Below are 21567 nucleotides of genomic sequence, written 5' to 3' on the forward strand. Positions count from 1 at the left end.
CTGTAGTACGCTGTTATTGGCTACTCTGCTTCAAGTATTTTTCTATTAATAAACAAACCTAATAGAGACAATAATAACCAACCAATAGATCCGCCGCTTGAACTTCCCGAGCCCGAATTTGGATCTGACGAATTAATTAAAGTGTTTTCTTGTGGCTTCAAAGTAGCCGCACTATTAACAGTTGCATCGGTAACGACTACATCAGAAATTACCACTAAATGCTCATCTGTTATCGCCACATTATTTTGATAGTTACGAATAGGTAATTCAGTGAATGCACCACCTGCATTCATTCTGCCTAATGCAGCAATAGCATCAATAACTTGCATCCCATTACCCATCACTTCCCCAAAAACGGTAAAGCCTCCATTTTGAACATCTAAATTAGCGCTATTGTTGGCCAAATTGATAAACCAACCAGAGGTAGCACTGTTAACTTGTCCTCCTATTTTCGCCATAGCGATAGTGCCACGTACATTAGAGAATTTTGGTTCATTTGCAATGGCTGGTGCTGTTTCTATTCTATCTAGAGTAAAATTACCGGTAATCGGTCCTGTGTATTGGTATCCTCCAGCTTGTACGATGAAGCCTTCATCTGAACGATGTACTACGTTATTAAAGAAGGCGCCTGAATTGACATAACTTAAAAAATTAGCAACTGTAACAGGCGTTGCATTGTCATATAAATTAATTTCTACATTACCAAAGGAAGTACGGATCTCAACCACAGTCGCATTGAGTATCGATGTATAAAACATGCATATTGCGCAAAGTAAAAACTTCATTTTCTTGAGTAAACTAAACATAAAATCTTCTTAAAATAAAACTAGGCGGGCAGAATAATGCAAGTTAAACCATTAAAACAGCTAACCATTGCATCAATTTGTAATTACAAATTGATGCAATGGTTAGCAAGGCCTAAATCACAGCGATTTTTACCTAAAATGGAACGGGGAAATCTGTAAACACTCGACGTATATCTTTAAGCATTGCTTTACTCAATGGCTCTTTAAAGGCAGCTAGATTTTCCTGCAGCTGCGTCATGCTAGTAGCACCAATTATAGTTGCAGTTACACCATCTACTTGATCACACCAAGCTAAAGCAAGTTGTGAAGCAGTTAACTTGTATGCTTTTGCTATCTCAACATACTTAGCAGTGGCTGCATGAGTAGCTGCTGTATCTCGGAAAATCCCGTTTCTCTGTTCAAAAGTCCAGCGACTACCTGGAGGCATTTTCCCATCCAAATATTTACCACTTAATACTCCGCCAGCCAAAGGTGACCACGGCAAATAGGCCACATTTTCATGTACGCAATTTTCAATTAGATAAGGCCAATCTTTAGTATGCAACAAACTAAATTCATTTTGAATTGATACCATTCTAGGTAACGCATGTTGCTCGCTTAATTTAAGATAGGTATTGATCCCCCAAGGGGTATCATCAGATAAGCCACAAAAACGTATTTTTCCCGCTTTTACGCAACTATCGAGTGCTTGTAGGATCTCCAACATCTCGTTTGTTTGGTGTGTAGAGTCCACATTTGAAAACTTCACTTTTCCCGGCCAGTGTTTCGCAAAATGTGGAGAAGTACGATTTGGCCAATGCAATTGAAACAGATCGATATAGTCAGTTTGTAAGCGTTTTAATGACGCGTCAACCGCCTCAACAACACTCTCACCGCTAATTTTTGCAGCGCCGCGGATATAAGGTAAACCTGGCCCTGCTATTTTGCTCGCAAGTATAATATCTTTACGTCGTGTCGAATTCTCCGATAGCCAGTTACCAATTATCGTTTCTGTTCCGCCGTACTTATCCCCTGAAGGAGGAACTGGATACAGCTCGGCAGTATCAATAAAATTTACACCTTGGCTTAGCGCATATTCAATTTGTTCGTTTGCTTCTGGTTGGCTATTTTGCAGTCCCCAAGTCATACTACCCAAACACACTCTAGAGACTTTTTCGCCACTACTACCTAACACGCTATATTGCATTTATACCTTCCCAATTTATTAGTGATTCATTCAATTACTCGAAATACGCCACCTCAAGATACACAACGCGTATAACTCGGTGCAGTAAAGTAAAAAGGAAATAATCGACATCCAAAAACAGATTGTATCTAAGTTAAGATCCTAACGATAGATTCTAATTCTGGATTGTTAAAATAGTAGCCATGAGTCGGGCCCATAAAAAAAGGCCACCGAAGTGACCTTTTTTGTATTAGCTTGAATGGCTAATTATAGGATTTTGGCTACTACGCCAGCACCTCTATAAATCAGCTTCTATACAATAACTACTAGGCCACGTTATTCCGGGCGTCGTGCCCTTCACCCCTTCGGGGCCATCGTCAAACAGCGACGATGTTCAAAATTGTTCCAGACAATTTTGTCGCGGAAAATATCCGCTCAGGGTACCGTACAGTAGCTGCTGGCTCCATAAAAAAAGGCCACCGAAGTGACCTTTAGGGTATTAGCTATATGTGGCTAATTATAGGATTTTAGCTACTACGCCAGCACCTACTGTACGGCCACCTTCGCGGATTGCGAAGCGTAAACCTTCGTCCATCGCGATTGGGTGAATTAGCTCAACTTTGAATTTCAAGTTGTCGCCAGGCATAACCATTTCTACGCCTTCAGGAAGCTCTACAGCACCTGTTACGTCAGTTGTACGGAAGTAGAACTGTGGACGGTAACCTTTGAAGAATGGCGTATGACGGCCACCTTCGTCTTTGCTTAGTACGTATACTTCAGCTTCGAAACTTGTGTGTGGCTTGATTGAACCAGGCGCTGCCAATACTTGACCACGCTCTACTTCTTCACGCTTAGTACCACGTAAAAGGGCACCAACGTTCTCTCCAGCACGACCTTCGTCTAGAAGCTTACGGAACATTTCAACACCAGTACAAGTAGACTTAGTGGTATCTTTGATACCTACGATTTCTACTTCATCACCTGTGCGTAAAATACCACGCTCAACACGACCTGTTACAACCGTACCACGACCTGAAATTGAGAATACATCTTCAATTGGAAGTAGGAAAGGTTTGTCAACATCACGCTCTGGCTCTGGGATATAAGAATCTAGCGCTTCAGCTAGTTCTACAATCTTCGCTTCCCACTCAGCTTCGCCTTCTAGGGCTTTAAGTGCTGAACCTTGGATAACTGGTAAGTCGTCACCTGGGAATTCGTATTCTGAAAGTAATTCACGTACTTCCATTTCTACTAATTCTAGTAATTCTTCGTCGTCAACCATGTCACATTTGTTCATGAATACAACCATGAAAGGTACGCCAACCTGACGGCCTAACAAGATGTGCTCACGTGTTTGTGGCATAGGACCATCTGTTGCAGCAACAACCAAAATCGCGCCGTCCATTTGAGCAGCACCAGTGATCATGTTTTTAACATAATCGGCGTGACCAGGACAATCTACGTGGGCGTAGTGACGAGTTGGTGTGTCATATTCAACGTGAGACGTTGAAATAGTAATACCACGCTCACGCTCTTCTGGTGCATTATCGATTTGATCGAATGCTGAAGCGTCACCGCCGTAAGTTTTTGCCAATACAGTTGTGATTGCAGCTGTTAATGTTGTTTTACCGTGGTCAACGTGGCCGATAGTACCGACGTTTACATGCGGTTTAGTACGTTCAAACTTTGCTTTTGCCATTTTACTGGTTCCTAAGTTAAAAATCCGAGCTCAATTTTGAGTAGCGGATCAGACCTTCATTAAAATTTAAAGTCGCGCATTGGTAATGGCTTTAGTGACATTACTCGACGCTTCTGTGTAATTAAAAAATTCCATTGAGTATGACGCTCGCCCCTGAGTTGCACTGCGCAAGTCAGTAGCGTAGCCGAACATTTCTGACAAAGGTACTTTAGCATGTATTATTTTTATACCTGCCACACCATCATCCATGCCTTCAATCATACCGCGGCGCCTATTGAGGTCGCCAACTACATCACCCATCCAGTTTTCAGGAGTGGTAACTTCAACTTTCATTGTGGGCTCGAGTAAAACAGGATTTGCTTCCTCAGCCCCTTTTCTAAACCCCATTGAACCTGCGATTTTAAACGCCATTTCAGAAGAGTCAACATCATGATAGGAACCATCAAACAAGGTAACTTTAACATCAAGCACCGGGTATCCAGCTACCACACCATTTTGCATTTGCTCTTCAATACCTTTATCAACAGCTGGGATAAATTCCTTTGGAACCGTACCCCCAACAATTTTATTGATAAATTCGTATCCAGCGCCTTCTTCGTTAGGTTCAATAGTTAACCAGACGTGACCGTATTGGCCTTTTCCGCCTGATTGACGAACAAACTTTCCTTCAACATCCACTTTTTTGCGGATAGTTTCGCGATAAGCAACCTGAGGTTTACCTACGTTACACTCAACATTAAACTCACGTTTCATTCGGTCAACTATGATATCTAGGTGTAACTCACCCATACCAGATATTATGGTTTGTGCCGATTCTTCGTCAGTATGAACCTTAAAAGATGGATCTTCTGCCGCTAGTTTACCTAGGGCAATACCCATTTTTTCTTGGTCTGGTTGTGAGCGAGGTTCAACCGCAATAGAAATAACCGGTTCTGGAAATTCCATACGCTCTAGGGTAATAACGTGATTAGGGTCGCACAAAGTGTCACCCGTAGTTACATCTTTTAGTCCTATCGCTGCGGCTATGTCACCAGCGCGTACTTCTTTAAGCTCTTCTCTATCCTTGGCATGCATTTGAACAATACGTCCAAAACGCTCACGCTTTGCTTTTACTGGATTGTAAACAGCATCGCCTGAGTTAACTACGCCAGAATAACAACGGAAAAAAGTTAACGAACCAACAAAGGGGTCAGTGGCAATTTTAAAAGCCAATGCCGAAAAAGGGGCGTTGTCATCCGCTGGACGCTCTGCCTCAGTTTCATCTTTGTCGTTGAGTACACCTGTGATAGCAGGAACATCCATAGGCGCAGGTAAGAAGTCAATGACAGAATCAAGGACAGCCTGAACACCTTTATTTTTGAATGCTGAACCACAAGTTGCTAGGACTATTTCATTCGCAAGTGTGCGTTTGCGTAAACCAAATTTAATTTCGTCTTCGGTTAGCTCAATGCCTTCCAAATATTTATCCATCAATTCATCGGTGGCTTCGGCCGCCGCTTCAACCAGTTCAGTTCGCAACTCTTGCGCTCTGTCCAGTGAATCAGCTGGAATATCTTCATAAGTAAAAGTCATGCCTTGATCAGAATCATTCCAGTTAATGGCTTTCATCTTGATAAGGTCGACCACACCTTGAAAGGTTTCTTCAGCACCAATGTTTAAATGAATAGGTACACAATTGGCACCTAAACGATTTCTAATTTGCTCTACAACACGCTCAAAATCTGCACCAGCTCGGTCCATCTTGTTAACAAATACCATACGTGGAACGTGATATTTGTCAGCTTGACGCCATACCGTTTCAGATTGAGGCTCTACACCTGAGGAACCACAAAACACCACCACTGCACCATCAAGCACACGCAACGAACGCTCAACTTCAATAGTGAAGTCAACGTGTCCGGGAGTGTCGATGATATTAATTCGATGTTGTTCGAATTGACTGTCCATGCCCGACCAAAAACAGGTCGTCGCTGCCGACGTTATGGTAATGCCGCGTTCTTGCTCTTGTTCCATCCAGTCCATGGTGGCGGCGCCATCGTGAACTTCACCGATCTTGTGAGACAAGCCAGTATAGAAAAGAACGCGCTCAGTGGTCGTGGTTTTACCCGCGTCCACATGGGCGACAATACCAATATTTCGATAACGCTCAAGGGGCGTTTTACGAGCCATAACTTTCTCTTATTACCAACGGTAGTGAGCGAAAGCTTTGTTAGCTTCGGCCATACGGTGCACGTCTTCACGTTTCTTAACCGCAGAACCTTTGTTTTCAGCAGCGTCGAGCATTTCAGCTGCAAGGCGTTGAGCCATTGATTTTTCACCACGTTTACGAGCAGCATCAACCAACCAACGCATACCTAGGGCATTTCGACGAACTGGACGAACTTCTACTGGAACTTGATAAGTAGAACCACCAACACGACGAGATTTAACTTCGACCGTAGGGCGGATGTTTTCCAATGCGACTTCAAATACTTCTAGATGCGATTTGTCAGCTTTAGTAGCAACAATATCAAGTGCACCGTAAACGATCTTTTCAGCAGTCGATTTTTTGCCGTCTAACATGACGACATTCATAAATTTAGCAAGTAATTCTGATCCGAACTTAGGATCTGGTAGGATTTTTCGTTGACCTACAACTCTTCTTCTTGGCATTTCAAATTCTCCGTAGAATTTTCAGGATATTCCCAAAACTCAATTAATACTTTAGTTTGGCCTTACTAACGGAGAACCGTTAAGACTTAGGCCTTTTTGCGCCGTATTTAGAACGGCCGGCTCTGCGATCACTTACGCCTGCACAATCTAATGTACCGCGAACAGTGTGATAACGAACACCTGGTAAATCTTTAACACGACCACCACGAATAAGAACAACACTGTGCTCTTGTAAGTTGTGACCTTCACCGCCAATGTATGAAGACACTTCAAAACCATTGGTTAAACGAACACGACATACTTTACGTAATGCAGAGTTCGGCTTTTTTGGTGTGGTGGTATATACACGAGTACATACTCCACGACGTTGTGGGCAGGCTTGCAAAGCCGCGACGTTGCTCTTCGTCGCTGGTTGTTTGCGTGGCTTGCGCACTAACTGGTTAACTGTTGCCATTAACTAGCTCCTGGTTAAAATTACGACTGATTACCCTTTTATTAGGGCGTAAAACGCGAAAAATCCGCGAGCCTTAATTAAGTGATTATAAAGTCACCTAATTTCGGGTCGCGGAAGTCTAATGATCAATAGCTTATCTGTCAAGTAGGACTACTGCTAAACTGCATTAAATCTAGGTTTAGTCAGTAATCCTTAGTATCCAGATCATTTAGTGATCTTATTTTTTTATTCGTCGGCCGGTGTTTCACTGACTTCAGCGTTTAATGCTTCGGTCAATGCCAATTCCGCTTCAGATGCAGAAACTGAAGGTTCTTCCAGTTCCTGAAGTTCTGCTAGTTTTCTAGCTGTACGTTTTTGATGGTAAGTAAAGCCGGTACCAGCTGGTATCAAGCGTCCAACAATAACGTTTTCTTTCAAGCCACGAAGTTCATCTTCTTTACCTTGCACAGCGGCTTCGGTAAGAACACGGGTTGTTTCTTGGAAAGATGCTGCTGAGATAAATGACTCAGTAGACAAGGATGCCTTAGTGATACCCAATAACTGTGGTTCGAACTGAGCAGGTATTTTGCCCTGACGTTCTAATTCACGGTTAGCGATCTTCACATTAGACACTTCAACTTGCTCACCTTCCAAGAACTTACTGTCGCCTGCAGACGTAATCAAACACTTACGCAACATTTGACGAATAACCACTTCGATATGCTTATCGTTAATTTTTACCCCTTGTAAGCGGTAAACTTCTTGTACTTCGTTAACGATATAGTTCGATACAGCACTGATACCACGTAGACGTAAAATGTCATGTGGTGATTCAGCGCCATCGGCAATGACTTCACCTTTTTCAACGTTTTCACCTTCGAATACGTTGAGGTTACGCCATTTCGGGATCATTTCTTCGTAATGGTCACCATCTTTAGGTGTAATAGTTAAGCGTTTCTTACCTTTAGTTTCTTTACCGTAACCAATCATACCTGATACTTCAGCTAGGATAGCCGGCTCTTTAGGCTTACGTGCTTCGAACAAGTCAGCTACTCGAGGTAGACCACCGGTAATATCACGGGTCTTCGAGCTTTCTTGTGGAATACGCGCTAGCACATCACCTGGTTTAGCATCCATACCATCAGTCGCTTCGATAGTGGTAAAGCTTGGCAAACGAATTTCTTGTAAACCAAACTCTTCACTTTCAAGAATTAACTTAGGCTCTTTGGCATTCGCCTTAGACAAGTCATTCACCACGATACGTGTCAAACCAGTAAGGTCGTCCTGCTGCATTTCAGTGTTACTGTCATCAACGTCTGCAAAGCTAATTTTAGCGGCACGTTCAGTTACAATTGGGTGTGAATGCGGGTCCCAGTTAGCCACAATTTCACCAGAAGAGACACTTGCGCCGTCATCTACTGTCAAAATTGCACCGTATGGCACTTTATAACGCTCTTTTTCACGACCTTGATCATCAATAATAGTGATTTCGGTTGAACGAGATACAATCACCACTTTGTCGTCAGTATTGCGAACAAACTTGGCGTTATGTAACTTCATGGTACCAGTTGTTTTCAACTGTACGCTGTTCTCTGCTGATGCTCTTGATGCAGCACCACCAATGTGGAAAGTACGCATGGTAAGCTGTGTACCTGGTTCACCGATTGACTGTGCGGCAATAACCCCAACAGCTTCACCGTGACCAACCATATGTCCACGAGCCAAATCACGGCCGTAACATCTAGCACAAACACCAAAGTCGTTTTCACAGGTAATTACAGAACGAACTTGAATTTGGTCAACAGAGTTCACTTCAAGCATGTCCACTAGCGCTTCATCTAGTAACACATTACGTTCTACTAATACTTCGTTAGTGCCTGGCTTGATAACATCTTCAGCAACGGTACGACCTAGTACACGTTCGCGAAGTGGTTCAACTACATCGCCACCTTCGATAAGCGGTGTCATTTTAACACCTTCGAATGTGCCACAGTCATCGTTGTTAATAACCAAATCTTGTGCAACATCAACCAAACGACGGGTTAGATAACCCGAGTTAGCAGTCTTAAGTGCCGTATCGGCCAAACCTTTACGTGCTCCGTGAGTAGATATGAAGTACTGAAGTACGTTCAAACCTTCACGGAAGTTAGCGGTGATGGGAGTTTCGATGATTGAACCATCTGGTTTCGCCATCAGACCACGCATACCCGCTAGCTGACGTATCTGAGCTGGGCTACCACGAGCACCAGAATCGGCCATCATAAATACTGAGTTGAAAGATTTCTGTTCTTCCATTTCGCCATCGCGATTTTTAACTGTCTCATTAGACAAGTTGTCCATCATGGCTTTGGCTACTTTCTCGTTAGCATTTGACCAGATATCGATAACTTTATTATAACGCTCACCCGCAGTAACAAGACCTGATTGGAATTGTTCTTGGATTTCACGTACTTCAGCTTCTGCATCTTCGATAATATCTTTCTTAGAAGCAGGGATAACCATATCATCAATACCAACAGATGCCCCGGCGATCATTGCGTAATGGAAACCTGTATACATGATTTGGTCAGCAGCAATAACCGTATCTTTCAAACCTAAGGTACGGTAACAAGCATTCAATAACTTAGATATTTGCTTCTTACCCATAGGTTGGTTAATGATTTCGAAAGGAATACCTTTAGGTAAAGCCAATGAGAAAATCGCTCGGCCAACAGTTGTGTCGGTCAAGGTTACATTTTCTACTTGATTACCTAGTGCATCGGTCGAATACTCAGTCATGCGAACTTTTACGCGGGCATGAAGTTCTGCGGTATCGGTACGATAAGCTTTTTCTGCTTCACGAGGGCTAGTGAATAACATGCCTTCGCCTTTACCATTAACACGCTCTCGTGTCATATAGTACAAGCCCATTACCACGTCCTGTGAAGGAACGATAATAGGTTCACCGTTGGCTGGTGACAGAATATTATTGGTAGACATCATCAAAGCACGTGCTTCAAGCTGAGCTTCAATAGTCAATGGAATATGAACCGCCATTTGGTCACCATCGAAATCGGCGTTGTATGCAGCACACACCAATGGGTGTAACTGAATAGCTTTACCTTCAATTAGGATAGGTTCAAATGCTTGAATACCTAGTCTGTGAAGTGTGGGTGCACGGTTAAGCAGTACTGGGTGTTCACGGATCACTTCGTCTAACACATCCCACACTTCTGGATCTTCACGCTCAACTAATTTCTTTGCGGCTTTGATGGTAGTAGCAAGACCACGACCTTCTAATTTTCCGTAGATAAATGGCTTGAATAACTCAAGTGCCATTTTCTTAGGTAAACCACACTGGTGTAAACGTAGTGTAGGGCCAACCACGATAACTGAACGGCCTGAGTAATCAACACGCTTACCTAGTAAGTTTTGACGGAAACGACCTTGTTTACCTTTGATCATATCTGCCAAAGATTTAAGAGGACGCTTGTTAGAGCCAGTAATGGCACGACCGCGACGACCGTTATCTAGTAAGGCATCGACCGCTTCTTGCAACATACGTTTTTCGTTACGTACGATAATGTCTGGAGCAGCAAGATCTAAAAGACGCTTTAAACGGTTGTTACGGTTGATAACACGTCTATATAAATCATTCAGATCAGAAGTCGCAAAACGACCGCCATCTAGCGGTACCAAAGGACGTAAATCAGGTGGTAATACTGGCAATACCGTTAAAATCATCCACTCAGGCTTGTTACCTGATAATTGGAATGATTCTAGTAGTTTTAAGCGTTTAGTGATTTTCTTACGCTTAGTTTCAGAGTTAATAGTCGGTAACTCTTCACGCATTGCAGCAACGTCAGCGTCAACATCAAGGGCTTTAAGCAATTCAAATACTGCCTCGGCACCCATTTTTGCTTCAAATTCGTCGCCATGTTCTTCAAGGGCATCCAAATACTCTTCTTCTGTAAGCAGTTGGCTGCGCTCAAGGGTCGTCATACCTGGTTCTGATACCACATATGATTCAAAATAAAGCACACGCTCTATATCACGTAAGGTCATGTCTAACATTAAACCAATACGAGAAGGTAATGATTTCAAGAACCAAATATGTGCAACTGGGCTAGCCAGCTCAATGTGACCCATACGCTCACGACGTACTTTAGTTAAGGTAACTTCTACCCCACATTTTTCACAGATTACACCACGGTGTTTAAGGCGCTTATATTTTCCACACAAACATTCGTAGTCTTTTACCGGACCAAAAATACGGGCGCAGAACAATCCGTCACGTTCTGGTTTAAACGTACGGTAATTAATGGTTTCTGGTTTCTTAACTTCACCAAAAGACCATGAACGGATCATGTCTGGTGATGCAAGACCAATTCGAATATTGTCGAATTCTTCGGACTTATGTTGTTGCTTAAGAAACTTTAATAAATCTTTCACATTTCTCTCCCAGCGGAGTCAATTGCAAAGGTGTAGCACATGCACTGACACGTGCTACACCATCCTGTCTATAGCTCAAAGAGCGGCTTATTGCTCTTCTAGTTCGATGTTGATACCTAGTGAGCGAATTTCTTTCAACAATACGTTGAAGGACTCCGGCATACCAGGTTCCATACGATGATCACCATCCACAATGTTTTTATACATTTTAGTACGGCCATTCACGTCATCAGACTTAACGGTTAACATTTCTTGCAAGGTGTAGGCAGCACCATAAGCTTCAAGTGCCCATACTTCCATCTCTCCGAAACGTTGACCACCGAACTGTGCTTTACCACCAAGTGGTTGCTGCGTAACCAAGCTATAAGAACCAGTAGAACGAGCATGCATTTTGTCGTCTACTAAGTGATTCAGTTTTAACATATACATATAACCCACAGTCACAGGACGCTCAAATGCGCGACCAGTACGACCGTCGAACAAAGTAATTTGTCCGCTTTCTGGGATATCTGCCAAGGTCAACATATGCTTGATTTCTGCTTCAGTTGCACCGTCGAAAACAGGTGTTGCCATAGGCACACCTTTACGAAGGTTGCCGGCTAAACGCGTCACTTCATCATCGCTGAAGGTGCTTAAATCTACAGCCTGACGTGACTCACCTGCACTATAGACTTCTTGTAAGAAGCCACGCAACTTGGTCATTTCTTCGTGTTCTTTTAACATGCGGTCGATTTTCACACCGATACCGCTAGCAGCCATACCTAAGTGAGTCTCAAGAACCTGACCAATGTTCATACGCGAAGGTACACCCAATGGATTCAGCACGATATCAACCGGTGTACCGTTTTCATCATAAGGCATATCTTCAACAGGTTTAATCGTTGAGATAACACCTTTGTTACCATGACGGCCTGCCATTTTGTCACCAGGTTGAATGTGACGTTTAACTGCAAGGTAAACCTTAACAATTTTAAGAACACCAGGTTGCAAGTCATCACCTTGAGTGATTTTGCGACGTTTGATTTCAAACTTAGTGTCAAAGTCTGCTTTAATTTCAACGTGTTGATCGGCAATTTGATCAAGCTCTGCTTGCGCATCTTCATCGTCAAGAGTTAAGTCAAACCACTTATCACGAGGCATACTGTCAAGCTTGGCTTGATCGATACCCGACTTAAGCAATAAGTTAGCAGCACGAGCAAAAATGCCGTCAGCCAAAATATTAAATTCGTCAGATAAGTCTTTTTTCACTTCGCGCAATTGCATATCTTCAATTTCACGAGCACGTTTGTCTTTTTCAACACCGTCACGAGTGAAGACCTGAACGTCGATAACGGTTCCACGTACACTGTTTGGTACGCGTAAAGATGTATCTTTAACGTCAGAGGCTTTTTCACCGAAAATAGCTCTTAAAAGTTTTTCTTCTGGGGTAAGTTGCGTTTCACCTTTAGGTGTCACTTTACCTACCAGAATATCGCCACCTTTTACTTCAGCACCGATATACACCACACCAGACTCATCCAGTTTACCTAAGGCCGACTCACCAACATTGGGGATATCAGCACTGATTTCTTCTGGACCAAGCTTAGTATCACGAGCGATACAGCTTAATTCTTGAATGTGGATAGAAGTAAATCTATCTTCCATCGCTACGCGCTCTGAAATTAAGATTGAATCTTCGAAGTTGTAACCATTCCAAGGCATAAACGCGATGCGCATGTTTTGGCCAAGTGCCAAATCACCCATATCGGTTGATGGACCATCGGCTAATACATCACCTGATACAATCGGGTCGCCAACATTACAAGTTGGTTTTTGATTGATACAAGTGTTTTGGTTAGAACGGGTATATTTAGTCAGGTTATAAATGTCAATGCCAGCTTCACCCGCCACCATTTCATTTTCATTAACCTTGATAACAATTCGACTAGCGTCAACATAATCAACAGAACCACCACGTTTTGCCGTGATAGTTACACCAGAATCAACCGCTACAATTTTCTCCATTCCGGTTCCAACTAATGGCTTTTCAGCTATTAATGTAGGAACGGCCTGACGTTGCATGTTGGCACCCATAAGTGCGCGGTTAGCATCATCGTGTTCAAGGAAAGGAATAATGCTGGCAGCAACGGATACGATCTGTTGCGGAGAAACATCCATGTAGGTAATTTCTGATACCGACATTAATGTGGTTTCACCACGGAAACGACAAGGGATTAAATCTTCAGTTAACTTACCTTTGCTGTCTAGCTCAACATTTGCCTGTGCGATGGCATACTGACCTTCTTCGATAGCAGATAAATAATCCACTTGATCGGTAATCACGCCGTCAACTATTTTACGATACGGAGTTTCTAAGAATCCATAGTCGTTAGTGCGGGCATAACTTGAAAGTGAGTTAATCAGACCAATGTTTGGTCCTTCAGGCGTTTCAATTGGACAAACCCGACCATAGTGAGTGGGATGTACATCACGTACTTCAAAACCTGCTCGTTCACGAGTCAAACCACCTGGACCTAAAGCAGAAATACGACGTTTATGCGTTACTTCTGATAATGGGTTGTTCTGATCCATAAACTGAGAAAGTTGGCTTGAACCAAAGAACTCTTTAACAGCTGCAGAAATTGGTTTAGCGTTGATTAGATCCTGAGGCATAGTTGCATCGAGATCACCTAAACTCAAACGCTCTTTAACGGCACGTTCAACACGTACCAAACCAACTCTGAATTGGTTTTCTGCCATTTCGCCAACAGAACGAATACGTCTATTACCTAAATGGTCAATATCATCTACTTCGTCTTTACCATCACGAATAGTGATAAGTTGTTTCATAACAGCTACGATATCGGACTTATCCAACACACCGCTACCAGTTGAAACATCTCGTCCTAAGCGACGATTAAACTTCATTCGCCCTACGGCAGATAAATCATATCTGTCATCTGAGAAGAACAAGTTATTGAACAAGGTCTCAGCCGCGTCTTTAGTCGGTGGCTCACCTGGGCGCATCATACGATAGATTTCAACCAAGGCTTCTAGCTTGTTACTTGAACTATCAATACGTAAGGTATCTGAAATATAAGCACCGTGATCAAGCTCATTGATATACAAGGTATCAAAAGTCTTAACACCAGCTTCAGTTAACTCCGCTAGATTCTCTAGCGTTAATTCATCATTCGCACTAACAATGATTTCGCCGGTTTCTTCATTGATAAAGTCACGTGCAAACACACGACCAACCAAATATTCGGCGGGTACTTCAAGCTCTGTTATTTTTGCTTTTTCTAGCGCTCGAGTGTGACGAGCTGAAATACGGCGACCCGTTTCAACTAGCACTTTACCTTTAGCATCTAAAATATCAAACTGCGCCGTTTCACCACGTAAGCGGTCTGGCACTATATCTGACAAATATTTTTCACCGTCGATACGTACTTGGTTTTTCTCAAAGAACAAATCAAGTATTTCTTCGGTAGGCATTTCTAATGCACGTAGCATAATAGTGGCCGGTAATTTACGGCGTCTATCTATACGTACAAATAAATTATCTTTAGGGTCAAATTCAAAGTCTAACCACGAACCACGGTAAGGAATAACACGAGCGTTATATAATACTTTACCTGATGAGTGAGTTTTCCCTTTGTCGTGATCGAAGAACACGCCTGGTGAACGGTGTAATTGTGACACTATGACACGCTCAGTCCCGTTGATAACGAATGTTCCGTTATCAGTCATAAGTGGAATTTCACCCATGTAGACTTCTTGCTCTTTAATGTCTTTTACAGTGCCTGGTGCTGCTTCTCTATCGAACAACACTAAACGCAATTTCACACGTAATGGTGCAGAATATGTGACACCACGAATTTGACATTCTTTCACATCAAATACTGGCGTACCTAAACGGTAACTTACATATTGCAACTCAGCGTTACCGGAGTAACTTTTTATTGGGAAAACTGATCGAAATGCTGCTTCCAGTCCATGTTGACCGTCTTCGTCTAGGTCAATAAACTTTTTAAAAGAATCTAATTGGATTGAAAGTAGATACGGTATTTCCAATACCTGTGGACGTTTGCCAAAATCCTTACGGATACGTTTCTTTTCGCTATAAGAGTAAACCATGGGTTCCTCAGCCTGCCGATTTTTGACCCAACTTGCTTAGCTAGATGTCTATTCAGACATAAAGTTAAACAAACTTCCGCTATCCTTTAAGTTGCAGAAAAACCTTTACCAAAGTCATTAAGAGGCTTACTTAACTTATTGGTTTTATTTAGTTTTATCTACAATTTGCACTTCTTAATTAGGATTACCATCAAAGGACGAAAATAATAAATCCTACAGCGCAAAAAGGCTGGTGACTAAAAAGTCACCAGCCTTTGCCATTTCAGGCTAATAATCTGTGTTTAGGCAGACTATTTAAGCTCAACTTCAGCGCCAGCTTCTTCAAGCGTCTTCTTAAGTTCTTCAGCTTCTTCTTTAGATGCACCTTCTTTAACAGGAGTTGGAGCAGCTTCAACAAGTGTTTTAGCTTCTTTAAGTCCAAGACCTGTAGCAGTACGTACAGCTTTGATTACTGCAACTTTGTTACCACCGAAAGATGTCATTACAACATCAAATTCAGTTTGTTCTGCAGCAGCTTCACCGCCGCCAGCAGCAGGTGCAGCAACAGCTACAGCTGCAGCAGCAGAAACGTTGAATTTCTCTTCAGCTGCTTCGATTAGTTCAACCAATTCCATTACTGGCATTTCAGCAATAGCGTTTAATATATCATCTTTAGTTAGAGCCATTTCTCTAAACTCCTGGGTTTAATGTTAAAAATTTAAAATGCCAAAGTCGAAAATTATTTTTCGTCTTTGATCGCCGCCAATACGCGCACAAATTTGCCTGGAACTTCGTTGATAGTTTGAACGAATTTCTCGGCAGGTGCTTTGAAGGTAGCCAATAATCTTGACAACGCTTCGTCGCGGGTAGGAAGTGACGCTACTGCATCCAGCTTTTCTGGACCCAATAAACCACTACCAATAGAAAGTGCAGTTACGTTTAACTTGTCGTTAGTTTTTGCGTAGTCTTTAAAAAGACGTGCAGCACCACCAGGTGCTTCTATGGAAAAACCATAGATTAACGGACCAGTTAACGCACTGTCCATGTCAGAAAACTTACTATCGGATAAAGCACGTTTTGCCAATGTGTTACGAACTACTCGTAAGTAAACACCTTGTTCACGGGCTTTAATTCGAAGGTCAGTTAACTCTGCCACTTCCATGCCACGGTATTCAGCGACGGCAACAGATAGAGCTCGAGATGCAACATCGTTAATCTCTGCTACGATCTCTTTTTTTGCTGCTAAGCCTAATGCCACTGAGTTCACCTCTTAAAGTCTGAAACTTCATTTCTATTAGAAATATCCGCTTCAGGATTCACAGATTGATGTCATTACTAAGGGGTTAACCACAGTAAATCCACCGCTCTACGGTGTTCGTTAATCCCAGAGAGTCTGAGTCGAAACCACCGTCTGCGCAGGCTCGCTTTTTAAGTAAGTTGTTTGCGATATGACTAAGTCAATCTAGGCGAATGCTCTCTTACTTCATTCACCAACTTACGCCTGCGGTCTTGGACGGGAGTCTGTCGTTAGGTTTATTTAAAAACTTAACTCAGACTCCAACCCATAACCTTTACAGAGAAACAAATAACCCTTTGGTTACCTGTCAATCCAAACTAATCCTTACAGGCTAGCTTGGTCTAAAGAAACACCTGCACCCATTGTGGTGCTAAGGCTAATTTTCTTAATGAAAGTGCCTTTAGCTGAAGAAGGCTTAGCTTTGTTAAGCGCTTCTAGCAATGCTGCTAAGTTTTCTTGAATTTGGTTAGCTTCAAAAGCGATTTTACCAATGCTTGCATGGATAATACCGTTCTTGTCGTTACGATAACGAACCTGACCCGCTTTAGCATTTTTAACTGCTGTTGCTACGTCTGGCGTTACTGTACCGGTTTTAGGGTTAGGCATAAGACCACGTGGCCCTAAGATTTGACCTAATTGACCTACAACACGCATTGCATCTGGAGAAGCAACCACTACGTCGAAGTTCATTTCGCCTTTTTTCACTTGCTCGGCTAAGTCGTCCATACCTACAACATCAGCACCGGCTTCTTTCGCTGCTTCAGCGTTAGCGCCTTGCGTAAATACTGCTACGCGAACGTCTTTACCTGTACCATTTGGCAATACAGTTGCGCCACGTACGTTTTGATCAGATTTACGTGCATCGATACCAAGATTAACAGCAACGTCAACACTTTCCGAGAACTTAGCAGTAGCTAATTCCTTTAATAAAGCTACGGCTTCGTTAATTTCATATTCTTTAGTTGCGTCTACTTTTTCTTTCACTAAGCGAGCGCGTTTTGATAATTTAGCCATCTCTTATCCCTCTACCACTAAGCCCATGCTGCGGGCAGAGCCAGCAATGGTGTTTACTGCTGCGTCTAAGCTTGCTGCAGTCAAATCAGGTTCTTTAGTTTTAGCAATTTCTTCTAATTGCTCGCGCGTCACTTTACCCACTTTTTCAGTGTTTGGACGGCCAGAACCACTCTTTACGCCAGCCGCTTTCTTAAGTAAGAAAGAAGCAGGAGGAGTTTTGGTTAAGAAAGTAAAAGAACGATCTTCGTATACAGTAATTTCTACTGGTACTGGAGCGCCTTTTTCTAGAGATTCTGTTTTGGCGTTAAACGCTTTACAGAATTCCATGATATTAACACCATGTTGACCTAGTGCAGGACCAACTGGAGGACTAGGGTTTGCAGCACCTGCCGCAACCTGAAGCTTAATTAAGCCAGTGACTTTTTTTGCCATGATAATGCTCTCTAATTTGGGTATAACGCCTTGTAAACATTGAGAATGCTTACTTCATCGGCTTCCCGTTCTAATAAAATCGGTGGCAAATTATAGAGGAACTATTGATTAGGCGCAAGTCTTAATGTTGACAAAATTGGATTTTATGCTTGTTTAAATAGCTAATATCAAAAAGGGTGCCGAAGCACCCTTTTCATTGCGAATCTGAAAGTTTCTAGCCTTTTTCTACTTGACCAAACTCTAGTTCTACAGGAGTTGAGCGGCCAAAAATAAGTACTGATACTTTTAAGCGGCTTTTTTCGTAATCGACTTCTTCGACCACACCGTTGAAATCGGCAAAAGGACCATCGGTAACTCGTACCACTTCGCCCGGTTCGAACAAAGTTTTTGGTTTAGGTTTATCTACGCCTTCTTCAAGTCGATTTAAGATAGCGTTAGCTTCTTTAGTGGTAATAGGCGCCGGGCGATCAGAAGTGCCACCAATAAAGCCAAGTACCCGAGGCACGCTTTTCACTAAATGCCATGAATCTTCATTCATATCCATTTGCACTAACACATAGCCGGGGAAAAACTTACGCTCGCTCTTTCTTTGTTGTCCAGCACGCATTTCTACCACTTCTTCGGTTGGAACCAAAATTTCACCGAAAGAGTCTTCCATTTCGTGCATTTTAATATGTTCTAACAAGGTTTTTTGAACGCGACCTTCATAACCAGAGAATGCTTGCACTACGTACCATTTTTTATCAGACATTAATTAAATCCCCAATCCAGTTATAAAAGAAACTATCTCTACGATAATGCCGTCTAATCCCCACAATATAAGTGCCATTACAATAGTGGCAGCTAATACGATCATGGTAGTTGTAGTGGTTTCTTGACGAGTTGGCCACACAACTTTTCTTACTTCGGTGCGTGATTCTTTTGCAAAAGTAATAAAGGTACTGCCTTTAACTGTAGTAGAGGCAACAAACCCAGCAACACCTACAGCAGCAACGGCAATGAGTGCGATGTAAAGAACCGACAGTTCTGGATAAAAATGGTTAACTGCCACAACGCCAGCTAACAAACCAAATATAATCAACCACTTCAACATATCTAATGGATTGGAATTGTTTTCTGTATTTTCGCTCATGTTAAACCCTAAATTACTTACTAATTGCACTGTCTCCACTATAGTGTGGGACGCATTTTGCCTAATGTGGCAGGGGTGGAGGGATGATCTCAGTTACATCCATGTAACTGACCGCAAGCGGCGCTAGCGCGGTTCAAATCGTTCCAGACGATTTGTCGAACCGTGGGCGTTCTCACCCCTCTACCTTCAATACCTATTTACTTTCAGTCCAGTTATCAACTCTGGACTTTTGCCTTATTTGGCAGGGGTGGAGGGATTCGAACCCCCAACCATCGGTTTTGGAGACCGCTGTTCTACCAATTGGAACTACACCCCTAAAACACTGTGCATTTGTCAGATAATTACCATTTATCTAACATGCAAATTTTAGTTACACCAGCCTTGTTAAATCATCGATTTTTCGGGAAAAATGTTGAATCACTATCAAGGAGGGAGGCGTATTATACTTATTGGCAACTGGGATACAAGAAGAAAGATCAACAAGCCATAATGTTATTCAAATAAAGCAACTGGTTTGTTGCAAAGTAAGATTGACAGCGGCGATTTTGCTGATATAAAACCACTTTATTTTTAAAGTCTCGGAGACCTTCTTGTGAATAAAGGCACTATCACCAACATACTAGCCTTAGCACTTTTACTGCTAGGTTTTTTAATAGACAATCCAATAGTTAAAAGTGTTGGTTTGTTTGCGCTGTCAGGGGCGTTAACCAATTGGATTGCGGTTCACATGTTGTTTGAGAAAGTGCCTGGTTTATATGGTTCTGGCGTGATTCCTGTGCATTTTGAGGAATTTAAGACGGGTATAAGAACGCTGGTTATGGAGCAGTTTTTTAGCGAACAAAATATTCAACGATTTATGACAGAAAGCAACAAACCTATGGATGTAGATTTCTCTCAAATCATTAAAAAAGTAGATTTATCTCCCACCTTTGATTCTTTAGTGGAAGTGATAAAAGCGTCCTCATTTGGGCAAATGCTAGGGATGTTCGGTGGCGAAGAAGCTTTAGAGCCAATGAGGCAACCTTTTGTCGACAAGATGGGCGCATCAATACAAGATATCACTCAGAATCCCCAATTTGCTGAGCTTTTGCAGCAAGAGTTAACTCAGCCAGATGTTCAGCACGATCTTCATCAAAAAATCAGCCAAATTGTAGAACAACGTCTTAACGAGCTCACCCCTAAAATGGTAAAAGACATTATCCAAAAAATGATCAAACAACACCTTGGTTGGTTAGTAGTTTGGGGCGGCGTATTTGGCGGACTGATAGGGTTAGGCGCGGCGTGTTTTAACTTATAATACCAATAAATAAGTAACCACTCAGAAAGGACAATTACTAGTTAAAGTCAAAGGTTGTTGCGTATACGGGTGCTCGAAACTAATATCCAGCGCATGCAACATTAGTCTTTTTGACATCGCCAGAGTCTCAGGGGTGCCGTACAAGTCGCACCCTAAAATGGGATGGCCTAAAGCTTGGCTATGCAGCCGTAATTGATGGGTTCTGCCTGTTAACGGCATGAAAATGACTTTAGTAAGATTAGGTTTTTTGAATCGTTCAATCACACTATATTGGCTTTGAGCAGGCTTACCGGTTTGCTGGCAAATTTTTAGACGTGGGAATAACTTATCATCTTTGGCAATAGGTAAATCAATCACTCCATCATTCGACAGTAATTCTCCTGATAAAATACTGACATAGCGCTTTATCACAGTCCGCGCTTGAAATTGCTGAGTTAGTTTGGCATTTGTGGTTTTGTCTTTCGCCAATAACATTATCCCTGAGGTACCTAGGTCTAATCTATGGGTAAGCCTTATTTCAGGGAATTGCTGCGCTAAACGATGATGAACAGAATCTTTATTCAAAGGGTTTTTGCCCGATAAACTCAATAAACCACTAGGTTTGTTGATTGCCAATAAATATTCGTCTTCATATAAAATTTCAATTTTCTCGAGGCACCTAGGCGCAACAAAATTGTCAATAATTGCATCATTCAAAATTGTGCTAAAGCGTCCAATTCTGATAAACAAAGGTCGCCAAACCTGTGGCTATCCAGCACATCACTACACCAATAAGAGAATCTAACACCACCCAAGTTTTACTGCTTTCGAAAAATGGAATAAGTTTCTTTGAGGCGTAACCGAGTCCGTAAAACCAAACCAAAGACGCCAATAATGAACCCGCTAAAAACCAGCGTTTTTCGTCACTAGCTAAGGTCCCACCGATGCCACCAATGATCACTAGTGTATCTAAATACACATGAGGGTTAAGCAGTGTAATGGCCAAAGTAGTGATCACTAATTTACTAACGGATTGCTCTTTTTTTGTACCTTGCTCAACATGTAAGTGACTATCTCCTTTATAGGCTCTATAAAAAGAATTCAAACCATACCAATATAGGAAAACCGCCCCAAT

Annotated in this window: 17 protein-coding genes and 1 tRNA gene; 1 reads left to right on the forward strand and 17 read right to left on the reverse strand. The window is 42.2% G+C overall.

Translation table 11 applies throughout. From position 1 onward, the window contains the following. Window positions 1-20: 20 nt before the first annotated feature. The 15 genes from Q0688_RS18355 to Q0688_RS18425 all read right to left on the reverse strand — a co-directional run bounded on the left by Q0688_RS18355 (window position 21) and on the right by Q0688_RS18425 (window position 19472). Window positions 21-806 (reverse strand): peptidylprolyl isomerase, encoded by a 786-nt coding sequence (locus tag Q0688_RS18355; RefSeq protein WP_299080387.1) that lies wholly within the window; start codon window positions 804-806, stop codon window positions 21-23. A 133-nt stretch (window positions 807-939) separates the two neighbouring features. Continuing rightward, window positions 940-1992 carry an aldo/keto reductase gene (locus Q0688_RS18360; RefSeq protein WP_299080390.1) on the reverse strand — a complete coding sequence of 351 codons (1053 nt, stop codon included), beginning with the start codon at window positions 1990-1992 and terminating at the stop codon, window positions 940-942. Window positions 1993-2488: 496 nt separating this feature from the next. Next, complete coding sequence (gene tuf, locus Q0688_RS18365) at window positions 2489-3670, reverse strand: elongation factor Tu (protein WP_299080393.1); 1182 nt, start codon at window positions 3668-3670, stop codon at window positions 2489-2491. A 66-nt stretch (window positions 3671-3736) separates the two neighbouring features. Next, window positions 3737-5839 (reverse strand): elongation factor G, encoded by a 2103-nt coding sequence (gene fusA / locus Q0688_RS18370; protein ID WP_299080396.1) that lies wholly within the window; start codon window positions 5837-5839, stop codon window positions 3737-3739. A gap of 12 nt (window positions 5840-5851) precedes the next feature. Then, window positions 5852-6322 carry a 30S ribosomal protein S7 gene (rpsG, locus tag Q0688_RS18375; protein ID WP_299080399.1) on the reverse strand — a complete coding sequence of 157 codons (471 nt, stop codon included), beginning with the start codon at window positions 6320-6322 and terminating at the stop codon, window positions 5852-5854. Between the two features lie 79 nt (window positions 6323-6401). After that, window positions 6402-6776, reverse strand: a complete 375-nt coding sequence (rpsL, locus tag Q0688_RS18380; protein ID WP_007623100.1) for a 30S ribosomal protein S12 — start codon at window positions 6774-6776, stop codon at window positions 6402-6404. Window positions 6777-7001: 225 nt separating this feature from the next. Further along, window positions 7002-11186: a DNA-directed RNA polymerase subunit beta' gene (gene rpoC / locus Q0688_RS18385; RefSeq protein WP_299080402.1), complete on the reverse strand. Its 4185-nt coding sequence runs from the start codon at window positions 11184-11186 to the stop codon at window positions 7002-7004. An 87-nt stretch (window positions 11187-11273) separates the two neighbouring features. Further along, window positions 11274-15302: a DNA-directed RNA polymerase subunit beta gene (gene rpoB / locus Q0688_RS18390; protein WP_299080405.1), complete on the reverse strand. Its 4029-nt coding sequence runs from the start codon at window positions 15300-15302 to the stop codon at window positions 11274-11276. 290 nt (window positions 15303-15592) lie between these two features. Continuing rightward, window positions 15593-15967, reverse strand: coding sequence for a 50S ribosomal protein L7/L12 (gene rplL / locus Q0688_RS18395; RefSeq protein ID WP_299080408.1), 375 nt, complete (start codon window positions 15965-15967; stop codon window positions 15593-15595). Between the two features lie 53 nt (window positions 15968-16020). Further along, entirely contained in the window at window positions 16021-16539 is a 519-nt protein-coding gene (rplJ, locus tag Q0688_RS18400) for a 50S ribosomal protein L10 (protein ID WP_299080411.1), read from the reverse strand. Between the two features lie 363 nt (window positions 16540-16902). After that, window positions 16903-17592, reverse strand: coding sequence for a 50S ribosomal protein L1 (gene rplA, locus Q0688_RS18405; RefSeq protein ID WP_299080414.1), 690 nt, complete (start codon window positions 17590-17592; stop codon window positions 16903-16905). Between the two features lie 3 nt (window positions 17593-17595). After that, complete coding sequence (rplK, locus tag Q0688_RS18410) at window positions 17596-18024, reverse strand: 50S ribosomal protein L11 (RefSeq protein ID WP_299080416.1); 429 nt, start codon at window positions 18022-18024, stop codon at window positions 17596-17598. A 214-nt stretch (window positions 18025-18238) separates the two neighbouring features. Beyond that, entirely contained in the window at window positions 18239-18775 is a 537-nt protein-coding gene (gene nusG, locus Q0688_RS18415) for a transcription termination/antitermination protein NusG (protein WP_133471468.1), read from the reverse strand. Between the two features lie 3 nt (window positions 18776-18778). Then, entirely contained in the window at window positions 18779-19156 is a 378-nt protein-coding gene (gene secE, locus Q0688_RS18420) for a preprotein translocase subunit SecE (RefSeq protein ID WP_299080422.1), read from the reverse strand. A 239-nt stretch (window positions 19157-19395) separates the two neighbouring features. Further along, window positions 19396-19472 (reverse strand) — tRNA-Trp (locus tag Q0688_RS18425). Between the two features lie 276 nt (window positions 19473-19748). Here Q0688_RS18425 and Q0688_RS18430 point away from each other — a divergent pair. After that, window positions 19749-20453 carry a DUF445 family protein gene (locus Q0688_RS18430; protein ID WP_299080425.1) on the forward strand — a complete coding sequence of 235 codons (705 nt, stop codon included), beginning with the start codon at window positions 19749-19751 and terminating at the stop codon, window positions 20451-20453. A 21-nt stretch (window positions 20454-20474) separates the two neighbouring features. Here the strand turns inward: Q0688_RS18430 and Q0688_RS18435 are convergent, their stop codons facing one another. Both Q0688_RS18435 and Q0688_RS18440 read right to left on the reverse strand, forming a co-directional pair. Further along, window positions 20475-21149 carry an RluA family pseudouridine synthase gene (locus tag Q0688_RS18435; RefSeq protein WP_299080428.1) on the reverse strand — a complete coding sequence of 225 codons (675 nt, stop codon included), beginning with the start codon at window positions 21147-21149 and terminating at the stop codon, window positions 20475-20477. A 7-nt stretch (window positions 21150-21156) separates the two neighbouring features. Continuing rightward, a partial coding sequence (locus tag Q0688_RS18440; RefSeq protein WP_299080431.1) for a LysE family transporter occupies window positions 21157-21567 on the reverse strand: 411 nt, incomplete at its 5' end.

Source organism: uncultured Paraglaciecola sp. (assembly GCF_937123705.1).
Taxonomy (GTDB): domain Bacteria; phylum Pseudomonadota; class Gammaproteobacteria; order Enterobacterales; family Alteromonadaceae; genus Paraglaciecola.

What these genes read in the sequence shown, in the direction of transcription:
- secE (WP_299080422.1), bottom strand. Translation starts at nt 19,156, where the DNA reads ATGAGCGAAAATACAGAAAACAATTCCAATCCATTAGATATGTTGAAG.
- rplL (WP_299080408.1), bottom strand. Translation starts at nt 15,967, where the DNA reads ATGGCTCTAACTAAAGATGATATATTAAACGCTATTGCTGAAATGCCA.
- rplA (WP_299080414.1), bottom strand. Translation starts at nt 17,592, where the DNA reads ATGGCTAAATTATCAAAACGCGCTCGCTTAGTGAAAGAAAAAGTAGAC.
- rpsG (WP_299080399.1), bottom strand. Translation starts at nt 6,322, where the DNA reads ATGCCAAGAAGAAGAGTTGTAGGTCAACGAAAAATCCTACCAGATCCT.
- rpsL (WP_007623100.1), bottom strand. Translation starts at nt 6,776, where the DNA reads ATGGCAACAGTTAACCAGTTAGTGCGCAAGCCACGCAAACAACCAGCG.
- fusA (WP_299080396.1), bottom strand. Translation starts at nt 5,839, where the DNA reads ATGGCTCGTAAAACGCCCCTTGAGCGTTATCGAAATATTGGTATTGTC.
- rplK (WP_299080416.1), bottom strand. Translation starts at nt 18,024, where the DNA reads ATGGCAAAAAAAGTCACTGGCTTAATTAAGCTTCAGGTTGCGGCAGGT.
- Q0688_RS18355 (WP_299080387.1), bottom strand. Translation starts at nt 806, where the DNA reads ATGTTTAGTTTACTCAAGAAAATGAAGTTTTTACTTTGCGCAATATGC.
- nusG (WP_133471468.1), bottom strand. Translation starts at nt 18,775, where the DNA reads ATGTCTGATAAAAAATGGTACGTAGTGCAAGCATTCTCTGGTTATGAA.
- tuf (WP_299080393.1), bottom strand. Translation starts at nt 3,670, where the DNA reads ATGGCAAAAGCAAAGTTTGAACGTACTAAACCGCATGTAAACGTCGGT.
- rpoB (WP_299080405.1), bottom strand. Translation starts at nt 15,302, where the DNA reads ATGGTTTACTCTTATAGCGAAAAGAAACGTATCCGTAAGGATTTTGGC.
- Q0688_RS18360 (WP_299080390.1), bottom strand. Translation starts at nt 1,992, where the DNA reads ATGCAATATAGCGTGTTAGGTAGTAGTGGCGAAAAAGTCTCTAGAGTG.